This is a genomic window from Bradyrhizobium sp. CCBAU 51627, from assembly GCF_028128765.1.
Classification (GTDB): Bacteria; Pseudomonadota; Alphaproteobacteria; order Rhizobiales; family Xanthobacteraceae; genus Bradyrhizobium.
In genome coordinates, this window is record NZ_LBJG01000020.1 from 1 (window position 1) to 19,050 (window position 19,050).

Genomic DNA, 19,050 nt, shown 5'->3' on the forward strand with positions numbered 1-19,050 from the left:
GTTGCGTGGGCTTGATGAGTGGATCAGGCGACGGTTGCGCGCCATCGCCTGGAAGCAATGGAAGCGTGGACGGACTCGTTATCGCGAACTGCGGCGCCGCGGCGTCGGCCGGGACCTGGCGGCACAAACCGCTGGCAGCCCACATGGCCCTTGGCGGCTAGCAGCGAGCCTCGCGCTCAACAGCGCCCTGTCAAAGCTCTTCTTCAGATCACTCGGCTTGGCTTCCGTCGCGGCACCGCGGCCCGCATAATCCGCTGAACCGCCGGATACGGACCCGTATGTCCGGTGGTGTGGGAGGGGCGGCGTCGCAAGACGCCCCCTATCCCGATTGCCCCCGCTCTCGCCCCGTCATTGCGAGGAGCGAAGCGACGAAGCAATCCAGATTATCTCCGCAGAGGCATCTCTAACTCGCAATGACGTGGTTGCGGCTGAAGCCTACTTCTTCTTCGCTCCCACCCGCTCGATCCGCTCGATCTCCAGCGCCGGCCGCCCGCTCTTTTCCGCGATCTCGCGGTCCTGCTCCATGATGAAGGTGCGCGCGGGTTCGTCGCCGTCGAGGCCGCCGAGCAACTCGGTGGGGACGCGGCGGTTGGAGCGTTGGGAGCCGTCTTCGTAGACGACGCTGAAAAAGGCGAATTCGCCCTTCGGATTGGTACCGGGTTTTTTGGCCATGGCGGCTTGTCGTCGATCAAGGCGCCGCAGTCAAATGACTTCGCGCGGGGTCGCCGATATTGACTCACGATTGATGACCAGCGGCGCTGGCCTTGGAACCGTTTGAATGCTTGGCGGGAGCGGAATCCTGGCGCGCGCTGAGCGGCCCTTCACTTCAATAAACGGCGGGCCGATAAAGCCCGCCGCTTATCTTCGTCTTCAGCGTCACCCGGGGCTGGCGGGGTAACAACCTGAGATAGAAGATTATCGCTTGCGCTCTGCGATGGCAAGATAAATCATCGTGGTCTCGATGTCGCAGCAGGTGCATCAGATATGCAACCGATATGCGCGCGGGTTCCCGCATGTTTGAAAAACAAATGCTTGGATCTCCGAAGCACTTTGTTCATCGTGCGCCGGCGCATGCCGTGGGAACCCTGATCGCTCGTTCATTTTGTCGGCGTTGCATGCACGTGATCTCACCCAGCGGTTCCAGGCAAGGGCCATCGTGCGTTGCACACGTCACATTGGCCGCGTGCGGCGTGAGACCTTCTTTGCGGCCAGCTTCAATGTATGGCCGCCCCCGCCTTCACTGTCTTCCTGCTTGCGCCCCTGCGCCATGATCGCGCTGCCCATCGCGGCGGAGCCCAGGGTGATGACGAAGGATACGAACAGCAAGGCCAGTCCGATGCCCGGCGCACGATCGGCGAAGATCAGTTCGCGCAGATGTCCGGGGTTGAGCCAGAGCAGTCCGCCGACGAGGAGCGTGGCAGCGGAGGCGCCGATTGCGAGATTGATGGCGAGCAGGCGGAGCAGCGGGATGCGCAGCACGCGGAAGGAGGGCAGCCGTGGTCTGGCGTTCGGCACGATGAATTCTCCGCAAACCGAGCTGTCGCCTGTCGGTTGTCCGATCCGCGCCACCAGGCTCAGGCTGCCGGCGCGATCCGTTCGTCCGCCTTGATCTGCTGCGACTGCTGGCGCTCCATCATGCTCTGCCAGAGCGTCGCGATGCTGGCCTGCGTCTGCGGCGCGATCAGGCAATGGCCCTCATTGTCGTAGCCGCAGAACCGCACCGACGGGTCTTTCCTGACCACGGTCAGCGCCTGATTGATCATCTCCAGGCAGGTCATGAGCTGGCCGATCTCCTGCAGCCGCGTGTGGTGCAGGATATCCATCAGGCGGAACGTCATCACCGCGGGCTGGCCGTAATTGATGCCGGGCCGGCCGAACTCGAACAGCACGTTGACCGCCGGGAACGTGCCGCGGATGTGCTCGAGCACGCCGGCCACGTCGTCGACGCTGCAGGCGACGAGATGGGCGGTTTGAGCCGGCGCGGCGACGGGCGGGCGCGGCGCAAGGCCGAGCGAATTGATCACCTCCTGCTCGATCCATTGCCGCACCGGTGCGGGCGCGTTGCGGATCTGATCGGCGGTGAGGGTAATTCCGGTCATGGCTGGTCTCCTGCGCGGACGCTGCTGTTTGTCCCAGTCTATGAACGAAGCCATGAGGCACGTTGATGCGGATCAAACCCGCAGCCTTGACGCTGTTCGCTTTCAACGGGCGCTTCGCGGGCGGGCGCCAACGTCCGAAGTCTGCGATGCTGGCACAATAACGCTGTTTTGCCCGACGGGTCAATTTAAATTCGGAAAAGCAAAATTTACGATCGCGTCGCGTCTACTGTGCATGGGGTTGTTTTGCGGTTTTTGTCTCGGCGGTGTCAGGCGCGGCCATCCGGCACGATCGGTGCTGCGGTCGTTTTGACGCGAATCCCGTTCCCGGGCATGATCGCCTTCTGTTTCGCGCCCATTGCATGAGGACTCCTTCGGATGTTGAGACCGCTTTTCGCCGCCGCCGTCATTGTTTCCCTCGCCGGCGGGTCGGCCGAGGCCGCGCGTTGCGGCGGCGACTTCAACAGCTTCATCGCCGGCATGAGCGCGGACGCGCAAGCCGCGGGCGTCTCGGCGGGCGTGACCAGCGCGGCCTTCAGCGGCATCACCCCCGATGGTGGCGTGCTCGCCTTCGACCGGCGCCAGCGCTACACCTTCAACAAGACTTTCGAGCAGTATGTCTCGACCCGCGTCGGCGCCGGCCGAATCAATGGCGGGCGCGCGCTGCTGCAGCGTCATGCCGCGCTGCTCTCGCGCATCGAGCAGCAGTTCGGCGTGCCCCGGCAGATCCTGGTCGCGATCTGGGGCCTGGAGAGCGATTTCGGCAAGGGCGACATGGGCAAGCTGCCGGTGATCCGCACGCTTGCGACGCTCGCGCATGATTGCCGCCGCACCGAGCTGTTCCAGGGCGAGCTGCTCGCCGCGCTCAAGATCGTGCAGCGCGGCGACCTGCCGCTGCGCGACCTGATCGGCGCCTATGCCGGCGAAATCGGCCAGACCCAGTTCCTGCCGTCGTCCTACATCAAATACGGCGTCGACTTCGACGGCGACGGCCATGTCGATCTCCGCCACAGCGTCCCCGACGTGCTCGCCTCGACCGCGAACCTGCTGCATTCGAGCGGCTTCAAGATGGGCCAGCCCTACGGCGAAGGCTCGGCCAATTTCGAGGCGATGCGCGAGTGGAACAGGGCGGTGATCTACCGCAAGACGATCGGGTACTTTGCGGACCGGCTCGTGGGGCAGTAGCCACATACTCGGTGTCATCGCCCGCGAAGTGACCGGGCGATCCAGTACTCCGAGACGGCGCGGCTAGAATTGGGAAGCCACGGTGTGCTGGATGCCCCGGTCAAGCCGGGGCATGACAGCGGAGGATGAGGTGGATGCCTGCGCGTCCCTCCACTTCACGTCCCCTTCGCCATCTTCTCCAGCCGCCGCTGCAACGGCGCCCAATAGCTCCCCGGACGGAAGCGCTGCAGGATATCCATGAACCTTGCGTCGTTGCCGATCAGGATGCGCGGCTCGTTTCTCTCGATGCCCCTGATGATGCGCAGCGCCGCCTCCTTCGGCGTCGTCCGGGCCGCGGCCTCGAAGCGGTCGATCATCTGCGCGCGGCGTGCATTGTCGGTGACGCCGACGCCGGTGCGTGAGGAGCAGGCGATGCTGTCGAACAGCCGGTCCATCTGCGCCTGGTCGATCTCCTCGAATGTTCCCATCAGCGCCACGCCGGCATTGTTGACGAGGATGTTGAGCGCGGGATGCGCCGCGACCGCCTCGCGCGCGCATAGCGCGATGTCGGCGGCCTCGCCGACATCGACGCGATGCACGCTGACTTTGTGTTGCGCACCGATCTCGGCGGCGAGGCTGTTCAACCCGGCCTCGTCGCGGTCGGCGAGCGCGAGCTCACAGCGGCGTTGCGCAAGCTCGATTGCGAGCGCACGACCGATGCCGCTCGCCGCTCCCGTGATAGCGGCCGCGCCGCGAATCGCCGTCATGAGATCTCCCGCCAAGACCCGAAAGGGGAACAAGAATTTACATATTTTCAGATTGGAACAGAACTGTCGTCCGGTTCCGGTCTTAACATGCATTACTTGGGCAAGGCCAAGCATTGGGAGCCACCAATGGGACAATCAAAGCCATTCACGGCGACGGCACTCATCGTTGAGGACGACCTCATGCAGCGCGAGATGCTGTGTCTCCTCCTTGAAGAGAGTGGCTATGAGGTCATTCAGTGCGAAAGCGCGGAGGCCGCCGAGCGTGTGCTGGAGAAGAATGCCGGTGCGCTCTGCCTGATGCTGACGGACGTCCAACTCGCAGGCCAGATGAACGGCGTCGAGCTCGCCCACGTCGCCAAGGATCGCAATCCGAAGCTCGACGTCGTCGTGACCTCCGGCCGCCCCTTGATGCAGCCCTTGCCCGCCGGCGCAAAGTTCTGGGCCAAGCCGTGGGCGCCGCTCGACGTGTTGCGTGAAGCCGAAATCGCCCAGTTGAACTGAGGCGCGAATGCGCTTCGCTGACCGTGTCGTGACTTCTCCGTCCGCGCCGGGGATGGTAGGAACACGACATGTCCTGGTCCTTCCTGCTCACCTCGCTGATCGTCGTCGCCTCACCGGGCACCGGCGTGCTCTACACCTTGGCTGCCGCACTCACGCGCGGCTCGCGCGCCAGCGTGGCAGCGGCGTTCGGCTGCACGCTGGGGATCGTGCCGCACATGTGTGCCGCGATGCTCGGGCTTGCCGCCGTGCTCCATACCAGCGCGCTTGCCTTCGCCGCGCTGAAATGGTGCGGCGTGGTCTATCTGCTCTACATGTCGTGGCAGACGTTGCGCGAGAGTGGTGCGCTTGCGGTCGAGGCTGATATCAAGGAGCGCTCGAGCGGCCGCGTCATCGTCACCGGCTTCCTGATCAATATCCTCAACCCGAAGCTCTCGATCTTCTTCCTCGCCTTCCTGCCGCAGTTCATCGCGGCGGACGAGGGGCATGTGCTGGCGCGGATGCTGGAATTGAGCGGCGCCTTCATGGCGATGACCTTCGCGGTGTTCGTCGTCTACGGCCTCTGCGCGGCGTCCGTGCGCGAGCGCGTCATCTCCCGCCCCGGTGTGATGGCCTGGCTGCGCCGCTCCTTTGCCGCCGGCTTTGCCCTGCTGGGGGCCAAGCTCGCTTTTGCCGAGCGGTAGCCAATAAAAAAGCGGGCCGTTCGCCCGCAACCTTCAACCTCTTTTCGACCCGACGCCCGGGCGGAGCGTGCTCCACCCGGGCAAAGAAAAAGAAGCCGCGTTACTTCTTCTTCGCCTTCTTGGCCTTTTTCGCCTTCTTCTTCGTGGCCTTCTTCGCTTTCTTAGCCATAGGATCCTCTTAAGGGTTAATGGTGAAACGCGACACGAGGAACGCTCGGCGGAGGGCCAGCCTCGCAACATCCTCGATGACAAACTCAGCAGATTCGCGGGGCGCTGCCCCGCGTCGTCACATCTGTGTCATCCCGTTATCCACAGCTCAGATGCATTTTCAGGTGATTTTCGCCCGCGAATCCGCTTCGCGGTGCGCCTCGACGCGCGTGCACCGAGGCCGGCGACGTGCCTAACGATCTGATAACCGAGACGCGGCGTTCACGAATCCAAAACCAAAAGGCACGCTTTCGACGATCGCCGTGAGGTTCCGTTAAGTGCAACTCGCGCATGATCACCGCAAGAACACGGGGGCGGTGATGGACGGACGTTTGCCAATCGGAAGGGGCGGGACGCGGCATGTCCCGATGTCGTCATGCTGAGCGTGCTGACACTCTGGACCGTGTTCATCATCAACTTCCTCGCGCTCGGCCTGATCTGGGCCTATGTGGCGCGCTCCTATCCCAAATTCGCGGCGGCGCGATTCTGGATGGCATCGGCGTTCGTCGGCGCCGGCGGCGCGATGACCGCGCTGGTCCGACTGCTCGTCGATTCCCCCGTGCCGACCGCGGCCGGGGCTGTCGGCATCATCACGGCGTGCTGCCTTGCTGCCATGGGCATCCAGCGCTTCTACGACCAGCCGGTGACGTGGCGCCTCATGATCGCAACGACCGTGTTGAGCTTCGCCGGCATCTTGGTGTTTCTGTTCGTCTTCGATCACATGCTGCTGCGCATGGCGAGCTACACGCTCGGGCAGGCCGTGCCGCTGGTGGTGGCACTGCCCCTGTTGCTGTCGCCGCCGGAAGGCCGTGTCAGCCCGGGCGCGCGGCTGTCCGGCACGGTCATCCTCGCCATCATCGCCATGTTCGTGATACGCACGGCGGGCAATCTGTTCGGCTACGACTTCTCGGCGCGAGGCGCCGGTCAGGTCCATGGCTTCCTGGTGCTCGGACTGCTCTTCCTGTCGATGACGCTCAATTTCGGCTTCCTGCTGATGGCGATGGATCGCCTGCGCAACGAGGTCGCCGACCTCGCGCTGCTCGACGATCTCACCGGCGTCGCCAACCGCCGCCATCTGTTGCAGCGGCTGTCGGAGGAATGCGCCCGTTCTGAGCGCAGCGGCGAGCCGTTCTCCCTGCTGGTGATCGACCTCGATGGCTTCAAGACTATCAACGACACCTATGGTCACGCTGCGGGCGATGCCTGTCTCCAGCACTTCACCCTGATGGCGCAGACGCGATTGCGGCCGGGCGACATGCTCGCCCGTACCGGCGGCGATGAGTTCTGCGTCGTGCTGCCATCCTCCTCCTTGCGCGAAGGCGCGCTGATCGCCCGCCGCATCCTCGAGGCCTGCCGCCGGGATGCCGCCGGGTGCTCCGGCAACGACATCCCGATCGCGATCTCGATCGGCGTTGCGGAATGGGATCGTGGCATCGGCCAATTCCCGGACAAGCTGATCGCCCATGCCGACCACGCGCTTTATGCCGCCAAGAAGAACGGCAAGAACGATTTTGCCACCTATGATCCGGCCCCGCCGCTGTCGCCCGAGCCAGTCGAACCCGCGCGCAAATTCGCCTAGAGCATGATACGGAAAAGTGCGCAGCGGTTTTCCGAAAAGATCATGCTCAAACAACAGCCTAAAGCGCGATGACGATTCATCCTAATCGCTTCGCGCGTTGGATACTGCTACGCTCGAGTCCGTAGTCGGATTCCGGTGATGATATCTCGTCTTGTCGCGGCGGTTCTCGCCACTCTTCTGATCGCTCCCGGCTTTGCAATGGACGCCGAGCTCACCAGGCTCGCGCGCAGCTCCGGCACGCCGGATATTCCCGGGCTGAAGATCGTATGGCTGGCCCCGTGGGGCGACGTCGCCAATGCCCGTCCCTGGCGCAACATCATCGTGCACCAGACCGAGGGGCCGGCCGGTTCGGCGCGCGGCGGTGCACAGGAGCAATCCAGGAATCCGACCCGGCGCGGCGTGATGGTCTGGGTCGAGACTGACGGCACGGTCTACTGGTCGGTCGCGGACAATCTCGTGCCGACTCATACCGACGGCGCCAACCGCAATGACAACAAATACGTCGACAACAGCGCGACCTATCATCAGGTCGTGCGAGACAATTCGATCGGTGTCGAGTTCGCCGGCAACTATCCCGATGTCACGGTCGGTCCGACCGAAGCGCAGGTCGCAGCCTGGAAGATCCTGGTCCAGGTCTTGCGCGCCCGTTACGGCATCCCGCTCGATCACGTCTATGCCCACAACTGGATCGACTTCAAGGATGCCCGCTATTGCGAAGGCTGCTGGCTCGCGACGCTGGCGCGGACATGGGGCAATTAGGATCTTCTGCGCAGCGAGCCTTCCCAAGGTCAGGCAAATCCCTTGGGAAGATCGGCGCAGGGCTTCGTGACGATCTGATGCGCGTCGCGCCAGATCACCTCGCGCTGACGCGCGGTTCTGATCGCGCGCACCGGCAGGCCTCCCTCTTCGAGCAGCCAGGCGCAATAATGCGCGCGGCTGATAGCCTCGCGTGCCCCGGGGTCGAACCAGCAGATGCCCCAGACCGTGTCGCGCCCCTTGAAGTGCCGCGCGATGCGTCCGGGAATCGGCAAGTGCTTCCCGAACCAGTCGAACTGGTCCGCGAGCTCGTGCCGGATCCAGTCCGGGCAGTTGTTGCGCTGGATATACCAGGACGCGCGAAAGAAGCCGCTCTCCACGCGGCTGTACGGGTGGATGAGCGGTGTAACGAACCGCAAATACATGACGACACGGCGCGACGCCGTGTTGCGTCACGCCCCTCGTAGCTGGATAAAATGAATGGAGCGCAGCCGCAAAGCGGCGTTCAGCCTATGGCCGATGGCCGATCGGAGATGGGCGGCGGCCGGAACGTATCGAACTGCTGATCATGCCGCCTCCCTCGAAAGCGCTGAACAAAAAGGGCGCGACCTCGCGCCGGGGCGGCAGCACATACACCAGCAAGCGTTCTGCGACAAGCGTGATGGATTGGAATGATGTCGCCGGTCGCAATAGCGAGCTACATCGGCTGCGCCATCCAGCCGAACAAGCGCCGAATCAGTCCCGGCTGCTCAGGCAATTCCGGTGGGCCGTCCGCAGCCAGCACGCGTTTGAAGAAGTAATCCAGAAACACCATGTCGTTCGGCTCGGTGATGGTGAACTCCTCCTCGCCGAAATACACGCTGTAGTTAAAGAAGAACGGTCCCATGATCGGGATCGTCGCGGTCGAGGCATAGTCCTTCGAGATGACGAACTCCGACGGGTCGAGGCCGTGGTCGCGCATGGCCTGCTCGACCAGCGGTAGCTTGCGCATGAACTGGGCGGAATAGCCGCCGACGGTGGATTGCAGGATGATCGACACGGCGCGTTCTCTGGATCTGGCCCGATAATCTTTGGTCGATCGACCCGTCACAGGCGTTCAAGACACCCGCCGGCATGTCCCGCGACCATGCTCCAGCTCACACAACAAAAAAGCCGGCGTCGCCGCCGGCTTTTCGTCTCGTCTCGATCCGCCAATGTCCGGCGCGAAAAGCCGCGCGCTTAGTGCGCGGCTTCCAGCGCAGCCTGTTCCTGCCTTGCGATCGTGCCCTTGACCGCGGACTGCACCTTCTCGAAGGCGCGGACCTCGATCTGGCGGACGCGCTCGCGCGACACGCCGAACTCGGCGGCAAGGTCTTCCAGCGTCATCGGCTCATCGGCGAGGCGGCGGGCCTCGAAGATGCGGCGTTCACGCGGGTTGAGCACGCCCATGGCGCCGTTCAGCGCGTCACGGCGGTGATCATACTCCTCGTGCTCCGCCATCATGGCTTCCTGGTTGGGCGTATTGTCCACCAGCCAGTCCTGCCATTCGCCGGCTTCGCCGTCGTCGCGGATCGGCGCGTTGAGCGACGCATCGCCACCGAGGCGGCGGTTCATGTCGATCACGTCCTGATCGGTGACGCCGAGGCGCTTAGCAATGATCTTGACCTGATCGGGGCGGAGATCGCCCTCGTCCAGCGCGTTGATCTTGCTCTTCGCCTTGCGCAGGTTGAAGAACAGCTTCTTCTGGTTCGCGGTGGTGCCCATCTTCACGAGCGACCAGGAACGCAGAATGTACTCTTGAATCGACGCCTTGATCCACCACATCGCATAGGTAGCAAGACGGAAGCCCTTTTCAGGCTCGAAGCGCTTCACCGCCTGCATCAGGCCGACGTTGCCTTCCGAGACGACCTCGGAGATCGGCAAGCCGTAGCCGCGATAGCCCATGGCGATCTTGGCCACGAGCCGGAGATGGCTGGTGACGAGTTGATGTGCCGCGTCGCGATCGTCATGCTCGCGCCAACGCTTGGCGAGCATGTATTCCTGCTGGGGTTCCAGCATCGGGAATTTGCGGATCTCGGCGAGGTAGCGAGAGAGGCCGGATTCTCCATTGAGGACCGGCAAAGCAGCGGTACGGGCCATATGTAAGCCCTCCAAGGTTCAGGCCCCCGATAGCGGCGGGCCAGGCAGACGACCGCTTTGTTAAAGCCGGCCGTAGCTGCGATGTTCCACGTTGGTCATTTCCAACGCAGGCGCAATATACCCTATCGGGGGTCAAAAAGGGAAGGATTGCTGACGTCACGTCCCCGTGTGGCAGCTATAACTTTTTGTAAGGTAAGGGTTTTTCAAAAGCCCTGCGTCATAGCGCCGCTTTCAGCGTGCTCTCCAAGAGAAGCAAATCCTCCGGCACGCCTGCCTCCCAGTGAAGAAGTTCTCCGGTTCTGGGGTGTTCCAATACCAGCAAATAGGCATGCAGGGCTTGGCGGCCAAGCGCCGTCAAGGCGGCCTGCGACTCGGGGCCGAGCTGGTTCGCCTTGGTCTTGAAATGGGGGCCATAGACAGCGTCGCCCATCAAAGGATGGCCGATATGGGCGAGGTGGACGCGGATCTGGTGGGTTCGGCCGGTCTCTAGCTCGCAGGCCAGCAGCGCCGCCACCGGCTTGCCGTCGCGCCCGTTAAAACTCTCCAGCAGCTCCCAATGCGTCACCGCCTCGCGGCCGCCCTGGCGCACCGCCATTTTTTCCCGGGCATGCGGGTGGCGATCGATCGGCGCATCGACGGTGCCGCGGTGCCGGCCCGGCAGCCCCCAGGCGAATGCCATGTAGCCGCGCCGCATCGGCCCGGTGCGGCCATGGTCGGCGAATTGGGCGGTCAGCGAGGCGTGCGCGAGGTCATTCTTGGCCACCACCATCAGCCCGGTCGTGTCCTTGTCCAGCCGGTGCACGATGCCGGGCCGGCGGACCCCGCCGATGCCCGACAGCGAGGTGCCGCAATGGGCGATCAGGGCGTTCACCAGCGTGCCGGTCTCGTGGCCGGCCGCGGGGTGCACCACCAGCCCTTTGGGTTTGTTGATGACGATGATGTCGTCGTCCTCGAACGCGATATCGAGCGCGATGTCCTCAGCCTTAGGCTCGGGCGGGGCCGCCTCCGGCACGTCGATTATGATCGTATCGCCGGAAGTGACGTGATAAGCGGGGTCGCGGACCTCGGCGGCCTTCAGGCTCACCGCGCCCGCCAGAATCAAGGTTTTGAGCCTTGATCGCGACAACTCGGGAAGGCGCGCCGCCAGCACGCGGTCGAGCCGGGCCGAGCCCTCGTCGCCTTCGACCACGACTTCCAACCTCTGCGCTGAACCTGAGCTTTCCATGACGACGTCTGATACCGCTGTTCCCGAACCGACCCCCGAGCAGGCCGCGCTGTTCGCGCGGGTGCGGCGGATGATGCTGATCGCGGGATTGACCACGGCGCTGGCCGTCTGCGCCGTCCTGATTGCGGTGGGCTACCGCCTTTTCAAGTCGGAGGGAAGGGTGGCCGGGCCCGTGGGCGACGTCATCGCCACCCTGCCGAAAGGCGCCAAAATCGTCTCCACCGGCGTTGCCGGCGACCGTCTCGTCGTCACGCTCGATATCGGCGGGGTTACCGAGATTCGCACCTTCGATGCCCAGACGCTCAAGCCGGCCGGAAAGCTGAAATTTGCCAATGAGCCATAAAAGGCCGGTTCAGTCCTTGCGGCGGACAAATTTCGAGGCTATTGGCTAGCCCTCACGCTCCCTTCGTCTAGCGGTTAGGACGCGGCCCTCTCAAGGCTGAAACAGGGGTTCGATTCCCCTAGGGAGCGCCATTTGCGTACAAAACCGCGAACCCTCCTTTCCGGTTGATCGCCGGCCATAATGGCTTGTTCGAGGGTCGTTTTTGACCCGTGAATACGGATGACGCGGTCATCAACCTCGACCGCATCAATCAGTGAGCGCAGATAGGATTTGCGGAACGGAACGCTGCCCGCGGTTATGCTTTCGCGCATCAGGGAGCCGAAGCGTTCGATTTTGCTCCGGTCGATGCACGCGGTTGACGATCGGCTTTTGATCCGGTCAAGCGCGCTTTGCGCCTGATCTCGATCTGCCTTGATATCGGCAAGACGAGCTTTCAAGACCTCGTCCAGATCCGTGATGCCATCTTCGACCAGGGCATAGAGGCGCCGGAGCTTTTCCTCAGCGGCCCTTGCCTGCCGTGACAATTGGTCGATGCGGTCCTGGACTTCGCCACCGGCCACCGCTCGCTTCTGAACGATTTCCGCAAGGAGAGCGGTGATACGATCTGGAACCAGCAGACGATCGGCAATATGGCTGGTCACCAACTGGTCTAGCTTGTCCATTGGGATCGACCGCCCCTTACACGCGGTCTTGCCCATACGTGCAGCAGCTGAGCAGGAGTAGTATCGATAAACTCGCCCGGTTTTGGAGGTTCCGCTGCGCATCGTCATGGCGCTGCCGCAACTAGCGCAGTGCGCGAGCCCCGTCAGTAGAATCGGTCCCGTGGTCACCCTTGGCGGCGTCGTTCGTGGATTGCGCGCGACGAGCGTGCGCTGGACTTCGTCGAAGGCGGCGCGCTCGATGATGGACGCCACCTCCACGGCGATGATTTCCGTGACCGGTTTCTCGCGTCCGGTTTTTGCATGGCGCCGGTTGAAGCGCCACTCGCCGATATAGATTGGATTGGTCAGGATCTTGTGCACCGGCCCCACGCCAAAGCGCGCGCCGAGCCGCGTTCGCATGCCGCGCGTGTTCAAGGTTTTGGCAATCTCCTTGACGCCAAGAGGCCCACTCGTTGCTTCACCGTTGAGGTAGAGCTTGAAGATCAACCGCACAGTCTCTGCTTCGACAGGGTCGATGATGAGGCGCTTTTTTGTCCGGTGTCCACGTTTCTCGACGTCCGCGACGGTGTAGCCGAGTGGCACGCGAGAGCCGTTGTAAAAGCCCTGACGAGCGTTCTCCTTCATCGCTCGCAGCACATGCTTGGCGTTCTCGCGGCTCTGATATTCGTCGAACAGCGCGATCACCTGCCGCATCATCACTTGCGAGGGATCATCGCCCAACTCCTGGGTGATCGACACTAGCCGAACCCCGTACTTGGCCAGCCGGCGGATGTACATCTCAAGCCCGAACGCGTCGCGGAAGAAACGGCTAAAGCTGTGCACCACGATAACGTCGAAGGGCCGATCGTCGTCGGACGCGCGCTCAATCATGCGCTGGAATTCCGGGCGCTGGTCGTCCATCGCAGATGCGCCGGGCTCGACATACTCCGCGATGACCTGCCACCCTTGCCGTTCACAATAGGAGGCTGTCTGCGAGCGTTGGTCAGGGATCGAGAGATCGACTTCGGCCTGCCTCATGGTCGAGACTCGCAGGTAGAGTGCAGCACGCGAGGGGATGGACATTTGCAAATTCACGAACGGCTCCTTCGCGAGTCGAAATCATTTGAGCAGGTCATCGAGCAGCGGTCCCAAGAACGCGTCAATGACGTCCAATTCGCGCGAAGATATGGCGATCTTTGTCGGTAAGTCGTCGACGACAGCGATGGTTTCGCAGGCTGGGTCATCACCGCCATCGCAGGTCGACGGAAGGGGGCCGGCGGCCGCGCTGCCTTGCGCTGTTGTCGGCAGCTTGCGCTTGGTTCGATGCGGATCGTTGCGAGCCATCCCGCTAGGGAATGCAATGGGAGCGCCGGCGCAATCGATGGTGGCGGCCTTCGCAGCATAGCGCACGATGACAAGCGAACGGCGGAGTGGCTTCCGTTTGTCCCACCGCCAGGACGATCCTGGGATACAGTCTCACTTGCGTCTGTCATGTAGGACTGAGCTACTTTGGGTGGGCGTCCGCTCGGCGAAGCGGGTGGTTTTCGCCTGCCCGGCTCGCAGCGCTGCAAGTGGTTCACCACCACTTGCTGACCGCAAGCGAGCCATCGTGTTCCGGGCAACGGTCGCGGTCAATGATCTTCGACCGCTTCGCGGCGCGCTCCCAAGTGAGCGCGTCATTGACCGCGCCCGCTGCCCGGAAATCGCGCGGCCAAGCGATCAACGGGGAGATCTTGCCGCCACCACGATGACCACATGCGTGCTCCTACCGGCGATCGAAGCATTCGTGAACATCCGAGGCGGCGGCATGGCCTGGGCAGGGTCTTGGCCGTGCTAACAATCGCTATACGACATCCGACAACAACCGTATACGCTCCGCGCCGACTTTTGCGCTGCGTCGTTGATGCCAGAATGTTGCCGGCGCAACACTGTTTGTTGACAGACGTTGGCTTCCGCTAGAGCATTTGCCTCGCAGCTCGGAGACGCGGATTGGCGCTACGAATTTGCGAAAGGAAAACCGGATGTGTGCAGTTGGAGATCGCGAGACCTACGTTGATTACTCGATCGTTGCGGATCACTAGGAATGTACTCGTATTGGCGAAGACGTACTCTCAACGTCGAGATATTGCTTGGCATTGCGCGATCAATCTCACAGATGCTGAGACTTTCTTTCGAATGGCAGTCGTGATCTAGCGTGGATTGGCGCATGATCGGCGAAGCTACGGTGGAGGGCAAGATTAAAGCAAACTAGCGTTTGCTCGAAGCCCTTGTCTGCACACTGGTTTTAGAGCCGATGTCGCCAGAGCGGGGGCGCTGAATCCGCCAATTCCTTGTTTTTGCTGCCGTTGATGCGATGGCGGCATGCCGATGATTGCGTTCGAGGACGCAGGCTGCGACATCGCTTGCATGAGCCGCGACGACAAATCAGATTTCCGCCCCCGCCCCGGCCGCATCCGTGACAGAGGAGGCAGCGCGCGGCGGCCGAAGTCGTTCTTCGCGCAGGTCATGAAGGCTGCCGTGAAGGCCAATGGAGGCCCCCTGACGCCGGGACGGTCGCGCGGCAAGAACAGAGGTCCTTCGCGGTCGACGCGTCCCAAAAAAGGTCGTTGCTCGCGGATCGGTCGGGGCCAAGCCGCGGCCGATCGATTGAAGTTGGCGGCGGGGCAGCGGGACGCGAGCCAGCGTATGCGCCGTGTCGTGGTCAAGGCACGGATCGTCCGGTTGAAGATCGGCAGCAGAGCTGCCCATGCGCATCTCAACTACCTCCAGCGCGATGGGACGACCCGCGACGGCGGGCGAGGTCAGCTCTATGGACCGGATGACGAGCGGGTGGATGGCCGGGCCTTCGTCGAGCAGGGGCGCGAGGACCGCCACCAATTCCGCTTCATCGTGGTTCCCGAGGACGGCGATCGTCTGTCCGATCTCCATGGCTTCACGAGGGACGTGATGCGGCAAATGGAAGAGGATCTCGGCACGAGCCTCGATTGGGTCGCGGTCGACCACTTCAACACCGGCCATCCTCACAGCCATATCGTGATCCGGGGCAAGGACGATCTCGGTAAGGATCTCATTATCGCCCAGGACTACATCACCGATGGGTTGCGGCTCCGCGCCCAGGACCGGGCGACCCTAGAGCTAGGACCTGAGACGGATATTGAGGTGCGGACGAAGCTTCAGGCGGAGATCGCCGCCGAGCGCTTCACCCGCATTGATCGCGCGATGGTGGGGGCGGCCGATAATGGCTTCCTCGACCTGCGGCCGGACGCCGGTCAGCGCCACGCCGACTTCGATCGGACGCTCCGGATCGGACGATTGCAGGTGCTGGGGCGCTTCGGATTGGCAAGGGAGATTGAACCCGGCGTCTGGCACCTGTCCGATCGGCTCGAGCCGGCATTGAGAGAGCTTGGCGAACGCGGCGATATCATCAAGTCCATCAACCGTTCCCTCGCCGCGCGGGGGCAAGCACGAGGCGCAGAGAACATCCTCCTCCACGGCGATACGACATCGGCCCCGGTGATCGGCAGGGTCATCGGCAAGGAGCTGGCTGATGAGCTCGCCGATAGGGTCGGAATCATCGTCGATGGCATCGACGGACGCGTCCACCACGTGGCCTTGAGGGACGCTGCGATTGCCGACGAGGCGAGGATCGGCGCGATCGTCGAGATTGGGCGCGCGCCGGCCGGCCCACGTCCCGCCGACCGCAATATCGCTGAGCTTGCGAGAGGCACCGGCGAGTACCACCCGAACGAGCATCGGGCGCTTGCCGAGGCAGGTCACGTGCGTGTTCCCGGCAGCGACTATCAGGCCTATGTCGAAAGCCACATCCGCCGCCTGGAGGCGTTGCGCCGGGCCGGTATCGTCGAGCGGGCAGGTCCCGACCGTTGGATTATACCGGACGATCTCGAAGCCCGCGCACAGGCCTATGAGGCCGGCGTTGGCCGGCGGACGAGTCTGCGGGTCCACTCGGCCTTCGATCTTGATCGCCAGGTGACCAGCGACGGCGCTACTTGGCTCGACCGGCAATTAGTCAATCCCAACCGCGGTATGCTGGCCGAGGGAGGCTTCGGCGCTGAGGTGCGGGACGCCTTGGAACGGCGGAAGGACGAATTGATCCGGCGGGGCCACGCCCGGCGCATGCCCGATGGTGGCGTCCGTGCGAGAGCCGACCTTCTGCCCACGCTCGAACGTCGAGAGGTCGAGCGAGTTGGACGGAAGCTCGCCGCTGAACGAGGCCTTGCTTTCCAAGCGATCGAAGATGGTCAAACCATTCGCGGCAAGTTGATCGGATCCACCCAACTCGCCAGCGGCCGCTTCGCCATGATCGATGGCGGACTCGGCTTCAGCCTCGTACCGTGGCGCCCGGCTATTGAGAAGGAAATCGGCCGAGAGGTCGTCGGCATCATGCGTGGCGATGACATTTCCTGGCAATTTGGCCGAAAACGCGGGCTCGGAATTTAGAATAGAAAGACAGCTCGACCTCTCGGCCCCCATCACTTCTACAAAGCCCTGAAGCCGGTTGCCTGCCGAGCAGAAAAATGCAGAAGTTTGCGGAGACCAGACCACACCTGTGCACCATGAGGTGCTTTACCCGTGGCTTGAAACGGATCGGTCGCTGACCTTGAACGACGATGATACGAGCGACGTCAGCCTGTGCCGGTGGAGGCGCGCCGGCAGCGCAATATATGGCGATGCGCCGATAGCAAACCCAAACATCTGTCAGAGAGTCATCGCTTGGGACAAAGGGAACAAAAAACGCCACCCGCTTAAATAAAGCGCAGGCGGCGGATCACCAGCCCCGGGAGGGTGAGGGTAAAATCCCGACAAAGGTTAGTCCCGACGTGTCGCCCTAAGGTTCATCGGCATCGAGTGGCAACGCCCGAGGTCAAAGATAATTCAAGAATCGGTAGGTCGCAGACCGAGCGTATTTGATCGAAGCTGCTTTTCCCTGAGCCATTGGATGATGGCACGTTGAGCTGCGATGATAGCCTCTGCTCGATTGAAGCCGATGCCTGTTTTCGATGACCGACCGGCTCGCTCAAACGACCATTTCCAGCCAGGTGGATTGATCGTTTGAACCACCGTATACTCAATACCCTGATGTTCCATGCACCGTCATCGCTCCGCGACGAAACAACACGTAGGCAGCGAGAAACGCTGATCAATCAGCGTCGCTTGAAGTCTTCTCTGAACGATCGACTCGAACTTCCCGAAACTCCGCGGGCCCGTCGAGAAGACGCTGCTTGCGCATCTGGTGCTCCTGCGAACTCGCGGAGCTGTCGGCCCTGTCATCCAACACCGCACCCGCCAAACGAAGGGCTCGCCTTCGTTGGCAGCCCGTCCGACGACCTCTTGCATCCTCGTTCGTCATCAAATTGAACCCTCAAATAGGAGCGTACATGATCGGATACGCCCGCTCGGTCGGCGAAGCTCAGCAACCGCGGCAAATGTTCTTCAGCTTTGCGGCGGTTCGAGCCTCTTCCGCAACGAATGGGTCCTTGTACCCTGACGATGGGGCACTATCGGTTTCGGCGGGCTTCTTGGCCTTTGGCGGAAACGCCGCATCGTAACAAGAGAGCCGGGCACTGGTGCTCTCGATCGCGCTGCAATTCGGTTCCGCTACGGAAGCGGATAACGCAGATGTGCTTAATCCCGACGCGAGCAGGAGCGCCGCCGTCCGCATACCGGATCGAGTTCTGCTCACACCGAAGGTCCCGTCATGATCCACCTTTGTTGACCCAAGAAGGACGCTGGCCGGTCCAGATTGGAAGAGCATCCCACTCAGAGCAGCGCATCCGGCGCTCCTCACCCCCGACGCTCACGAAAACAAAAGGCGCATCGTCCCGGCCTGTTTTCGAGCCAACGAAAATTGCCGGAACGCCGTAGGCATCCCTGATGATTGCGGTGTTTGCCATTATCGGCTCCCATTGGCCCAAACTTGCTCCAGGCATTCGATTTGCATTTTGAACGCATGGTTGCTGAACCGCTTGCAGCTATAGAATAGCCACAACCGCGATCAGCAGTGCGAGGAAGACCGGCACCAACAGCGGCGGCACAAGCCACTCACGGATTTCGAATTTGTCGGATTTTGACATCTTACCGCCTTCACTGGGTTGAGGCGGGAGCGCAAAGCTCTCAGTCACCGATAACAGCCACGAAGCGCGCGGTGATACCAATCCTATAGCAGTCTTCTTACCACCGAGCCAGATCAATCTTGGTCCATTGCTGCCGAAAGTAGATTGGCAGTCGATTGCGTCTCCGGATCGGGCGGCTCACTTCCAAAAAACGGCGGCGATCACCAACACGACCGGGATAGTCCCGAGTACGGTCACGCCTATGCGGAAGCCAATTTCGCCAGGCATTGGGAACTCCCGCCAAGGCAAGAGTGTAAGCTGTCCTTCTGACCCAGATAGACGCTTTAAGCACGCTGCATGATTGACCATTTTCCAAACCTTCGCAGGCCCGCATCGAAATCAAAACACAGGGGACGGGCGGCTGGCCATCATCCGGTGAGAGCATGGAGATGCTGGCCGAGCTGCCTCTGCACATAGGGCTTGGCCAGGAAGCGGGCTCCGGCGGGAAGATCGTCGACGGCAGGTTCTACCTGGCCCGAAGTGACCAGCAGTGCGATCGGAGGCCAACGGTCGCGAACGGTGGCTAGAAGTCCCAGGCCATCCATCGAGCCGGGCATCTGGATATCGGTAAATACGATCGCTATATCGGCGGTGTTCTCCAGGAGCTCGATTGCGTGATCCGCATCGGCGGCCTCTATGACCTCGTAGCCCAGCTCGCGTACCATCTCAGCCGCATTCAGACGAATGAGGAACTCGTCCTCGACTATCAAAACAACAGATTTGTGAGCCACCGAATAGGGGTACTTTACTCTAGAGGTCAACACGCAACGGCTCCCGCCTCGCGTTGTTCCGAGAACATTCTATCTCTTCCAGAGTTGGGTCAGGAACCCAGATGCTCCCCT

Annotated in this window: 23 protein-coding genes, 1 tRNA gene and 1 pseudogene; 12 read left to right on the forward strand and 13 right to left on the reverse strand. The window is 62.3% G+C overall.

Annotation, left to right across the window (positions count from 1 at the left end; genetic code table 11):
* The coding region (locus XH88_RS10210; RefSeq protein ID WP_271615263.1) for a group II intron maturase-specific domain-containing protein at positions 1-250 on the forward strand (250 nt) is incomplete at its 5' end.
* Positions 251-435: 185 nt separating this feature from the next.
* Here the strand turns inward: XH88_RS10210 and XH88_RS10215 are convergent.
* The 3 genes from XH88_RS10215 to XH88_RS10225 form a co-directional block, all read right to left on the reverse strand.
* Positions 436-672 carry a hypothetical protein gene (locus XH88_RS10215; RefSeq protein WP_271615264.1) on the reverse strand — a complete coding sequence of 79 codons (237 nt, stop codon included), beginning with the start codon at positions 670-672 and terminating at the stop codon, positions 436-438.
* A 498-nt stretch (positions 673-1,170) separates the two neighbouring features.
* Entirely contained in the window at positions 1,171-1,515 is a 345-nt protein-coding gene (locus XH88_RS10220; protein WP_271615265.1) for a hypothetical protein, read from the reverse strand.
* A 59-nt stretch (positions 1,516-1,574) separates the two neighbouring features.
* On the reverse strand, positions 1,575-2,099 hold the full coding sequence (locus tag XH88_RS10225) for a hypothetical protein (RefSeq protein ID WP_271615266.1): 525 nt from the start codon (positions 2,097-2,099) through the stop codon (positions 1,575-1,577).
* 375 nt (positions 2,100-2,474) lie between these two features.
* On the opposite strand from XH88_RS10225, the gene XH88_RS10230 reads away from it, so the two are divergent.
* Positions 2,475-3,281 carry a lytic murein transglycosylase gene (locus XH88_RS10230; protein WP_271615267.1) on the forward strand — a complete coding sequence of 269 codons (807 nt, stop codon included), beginning with the start codon at positions 2,475-2,477 and terminating at the stop codon, positions 3,279-3,281.
* A gap of 155 nt (positions 3,282-3,436) precedes the next feature.
* On the opposite strand, the gene XH88_RS10235 is transcribed toward XH88_RS10230, so the two are convergent.
* Positions 3,437-4,027, reverse strand: a complete 591-nt coding sequence (locus XH88_RS10235) for an SDR family NAD(P)-dependent oxidoreductase (RefSeq protein WP_271615310.1) — start codon at positions 4,025-4,027, stop codon at positions 3,437-3,439.
* A 126-nt stretch (positions 4,028-4,153) separates the two neighbouring features.
* Here XH88_RS10235 and XH88_RS10240 point away from each other — a divergent pair, with 126 nt between their 5' ends.
* The 4 genes from XH88_RS10240 to XH88_RS10255 all read left to right on the forward strand — a co-directional run bounded on the left by XH88_RS10240 (position 4,154) and on the right by XH88_RS10255 (position 7,753).
* Positions 4,154-4,528, forward strand: a complete 375-nt coding sequence (locus tag XH88_RS10240; protein ID WP_271615268.1) for a response regulator — start codon at positions 4,154-4,156, stop codon at positions 4,526-4,528.
* A gap of 68 nt (positions 4,529-4,596) precedes the next feature.
* Entirely contained in the window at positions 4,597-5,208 is a 612-nt protein-coding gene (locus XH88_RS10245) for a LysE family translocator (RefSeq protein WP_271615269.1), read from the forward strand.
* A 583-nt stretch (positions 5,209-5,791) separates the two neighbouring features.
* Complete coding sequence (locus tag XH88_RS10250; RefSeq protein WP_271615270.1) at positions 5,792-6,994, forward strand: GGDEF domain-containing protein; 1,203 nt, start codon at positions 5,792-5,794, stop codon at positions 6,992-6,994.
* Between the two features lie 138 nt (positions 6,995-7,132).
* Positions 7,133-7,753 (forward strand): peptidoglycan recognition protein family protein, encoded by a 621-nt coding sequence (locus tag XH88_RS10255; protein ID WP_442868433.1) that lies wholly within the window; start codon positions 7,133-7,135, stop codon positions 7,751-7,753.
* Positions 7,754-7,782: 29 nt separating this feature from the next.
* On the opposite strand, the gene XH88_RS10260 is transcribed toward XH88_RS10255, so the two are convergent.
* Positions 7,783-8,175 (reverse strand): hypothetical protein, encoded by a 393-nt coding sequence (locus XH88_RS10260; protein WP_271615272.1) that lies wholly within the window; start codon positions 8,173-8,175, stop codon positions 7,783-7,785.
* A 55-nt stretch (positions 8,176-8,230) separates the two neighbouring features.
* Between XH88_RS10260 and XH88_RS10265 the strand changes: the two genes are divergently transcribed.
* The gene (locus tag XH88_RS10265) at positions 8,231-8,425 is read left to right on the forward strand and encodes a hypothetical protein (protein ID WP_271615273.1); all 195 of its coding nucleotides are present in this window, start codon (positions 8,231-8,233) and stop codon (positions 8,423-8,425) included.
* Positions 8,426-8,447: 22 nt separating this feature from the next.
* On the opposite strand, the gene XH88_RS10270 is transcribed toward XH88_RS10265, so the two are convergent.
* The 3 genes from XH88_RS10270 to XH88_RS10280 form a co-directional block, all read right to left on the reverse strand.
* A complete protein-coding gene (locus tag XH88_RS10270) occupies positions 8,448-8,789 on the reverse strand; it encodes a hypothetical protein (RefSeq protein ID WP_271615274.1) in 342 nt (113 codons plus the stop codon).
* A 179-nt stretch (positions 8,790-8,968) separates the two neighbouring features.
* The gene (gene rpoH, locus XH88_RS10275; RefSeq protein WP_128968255.1) at positions 8,969-9,868 is read right to left on the reverse strand and encodes an RNA polymerase sigma factor RpoH; all 900 of its coding nucleotides are present in this window, start codon (positions 9,866-9,868) and stop codon (positions 8,969-8,971) included.
* 217 nt (positions 9,869-10,085) lie between these two features.
* The gene (locus tag XH88_RS10280; RefSeq protein ID WP_271615275.1) at positions 10,086-11,093 is read right to left on the reverse strand and encodes an RluA family pseudouridine synthase; all 1,008 of its coding nucleotides are present in this window, start codon (positions 11,091-11,093) and stop codon (positions 10,086-10,088) included.
* Between XH88_RS10280 and XH88_RS10285 the strand changes: the two genes are divergently transcribed.
* From XH88_RS10285 to XH88_RS10300, 4 genes are all read left to right on the forward strand, one after another.
* On the forward strand, positions 11,092-11,436 hold the full coding sequence (locus XH88_RS10285; protein WP_271615276.1) for a hypothetical protein: 345 nt from the start codon (positions 11,092-11,094) through the stop codon (positions 11,434-11,436). The genes XH88_RS10280 and XH88_RS10285 overlap by 2 nt on opposite strands.
* A 56-nt stretch (positions 11,437-11,492) precedes the next feature.
* Positions 11,493-11,567, forward strand: a tRNA-Glu gene (locus XH88_RS10290).
* 258 nt (positions 11,568-11,825) lie between these two features.
* Positions 11,826-11,957, forward strand: a complete 132-nt coding sequence (locus XH88_RS10295; protein ID WP_256440011.1) for a hypothetical protein — start codon at positions 11,826-11,828, stop codon at positions 11,955-11,957.
* Between the two features lie 3 nt (positions 11,958-11,960).
* Complete coding sequence (locus XH88_RS10300) at positions 11,961-12,089, forward strand: hypothetical protein (protein ID WP_256440010.1); 129 nt, start codon at positions 11,961-11,963, stop codon at positions 12,087-12,089.
* Between the two features lie 33 nt (positions 12,090-12,122).
* Here XH88_RS10300 and XH88_RS10305 read toward each other — a convergent pair.
* The 3 genes and pseudogenes from XH88_RS10305 to XH88_RS10315 all read right to left on the reverse strand — a co-directional run.
* Positions 12,123-13,160, reverse strand: a pseudogene (locus XH88_RS10305) (recombinase family protein); the annotation flags it as partial.
* Positions 13,161-13,196: 36 nt separating this feature from the next.
* Positions 13,197-13,487, reverse strand: a complete 291-nt coding sequence (locus XH88_RS10310) for a hypothetical protein (RefSeq protein ID WP_128968243.1) — start codon at positions 13,485-13,487, stop codon at positions 13,197-13,199.
* A gap of 1,014 nt (positions 13,488-14,501) precedes the next feature.
* On the reverse strand, positions 14,502-15,095 hold the full coding sequence (locus tag XH88_RS10315) for a hypothetical protein (RefSeq protein WP_271615277.1): 594 nt from the start codon (positions 15,093-15,095) through the stop codon (positions 14,502-14,504).
* Between XH88_RS10315 and XH88_RS10320 the strand changes: the two genes are divergently transcribed.
* Positions 15,033-16,535 carry a DUF3363 domain-containing protein gene (locus XH88_RS10320; RefSeq protein WP_271615278.1) on the forward strand — a complete coding sequence of 501 codons (1,503 nt, stop codon included), beginning with the start codon at positions 15,033-15,035 and terminating at the stop codon, positions 16,533-16,535. The genes XH88_RS10315 and XH88_RS10320 overlap by 63 nt on opposite strands.
* Positions 16,536-17,791: 1,256 nt before the next feature.
* Here the strand turns inward: XH88_RS10320 and XH88_RS10325 are convergent.
* Together XH88_RS10325 and XH88_RS10330 are read right to left on the reverse strand one after the other, a co-directional pair.
* Positions 17,792-17,989 (reverse strand): hypothetical protein, encoded by a 198-nt coding sequence (locus XH88_RS10325; RefSeq protein ID WP_080669694.1) that lies wholly within the window; start codon positions 17,987-17,989, stop codon positions 17,792-17,794.
* Between the two features lie 587 nt (positions 17,990-18,576).
* The gene (locus tag XH88_RS10330; protein ID WP_128968241.1) at positions 18,577-18,972 is read right to left on the reverse strand and encodes a response regulator; all 396 of its coding nucleotides are present in this window, start codon (positions 18,970-18,972) and stop codon (positions 18,577-18,579) included.
* Positions 18,973-19,050 lie beyond the last annotated feature (78 nt).

Coding starts and splice junctions, on each gene's coding strand:
- XH88_RS10215 (WP_271615264.1), bottom strand. CDS start 672: ATGGCCAAAAAACCCGGTACCAATCCGAAGGGCGAATTCGCCTTTTTC.
- XH88_RS10225 (WP_271615266.1), bottom strand. CDS start 2,099: ATGACCGGAATTACCCTCACCGCCGATCAGATCCGCAACGCGCCCGCA.
- XH88_RS10230 (WP_271615267.1), top strand. CDS start 2,475: ATGTTGAGACCGCTTTTCGCCGCCGCCGTCATTGTTTCCCTCGCCGGC.
- XH88_RS10235 (WP_271615310.1), bottom strand. CDS start 4,027: ATGACGGCGATTCGCGGCGCGGCCGCTATCACGGGAGCGGCGAGCGGC.
- XH88_RS10240 (WP_271615268.1), top strand. CDS start 4,154: ATGGGACAATCAAAGCCATTCACGGCGACGGCACTCATCGTTGAGGAC.
- XH88_RS10245 (WP_271615269.1), top strand. CDS start 4,597: ATGTCCTGGTCCTTCCTGCTCACCTCGCTGATCGTCGTCGCCTCACCG.
- XH88_RS10250 (WP_271615270.1), top strand. CDS start 5,792: ATGCTGAGCGTGCTGACACTCTGGACCGTGTTCATCATCAACTTCCTC.
- XH88_RS10255 (WP_442868433.1), top strand. CDS start 7,133: ATGATATCTCGTCTTGTCGCGGCGGTTCTCGCCACTCTTCTGATCGCT.
- XH88_RS10260 (WP_271615272.1), bottom strand. CDS start 8,175: ATGTATTTGCGGTTCGTTACACCGCTCATCCACCCGTACAGCCGCGTG.
- XH88_RS10265 (WP_271615273.1), top strand. CDS start 8,231: ATGGAGCGCAGCCGCAAAGCGGCGTTCAGCCTATGGCCGATGGCCGAT.
- rpoH (WP_128968255.1), bottom strand. CDS start 9,868: ATGGCCCGTACCGCTGCTTTGCCGGTCCTCAATGGAGAATCCGGCCTC.
- XH88_RS10285 (WP_271615276.1), top strand. CDS start 11,092: ATGACGACGTCTGATACCGCTGTTCCCGAACCGACCCCCGAGCAGGCC.
- XH88_RS10280 (WP_271615275.1), bottom strand. CDS start 11,093: ATGGAAAGCTCAGGTTCAGCGCAGAGGTTGGAAGTCGTGGTCGAAGGC.
- XH88_RS10320 (WP_271615278.1), top strand. CDS start 15,033: ATGGAAGAGGATCTCGGCACGAGCCTCGATTGGGTCGCGGTCGACCAC.
- XH88_RS10315 (WP_271615277.1), bottom strand. CDS start 15,095: ATGGCCGGTGTTGAAGTGGTCGACCGCGACCCAATCGAGGCTCGTGCC.
- XH88_RS10325 (WP_080669694.1), bottom strand. CDS start 17,989: ATGGCAAACACCGCAATCATCAGGGATGCCTACGGCGTTCCGGCAATT.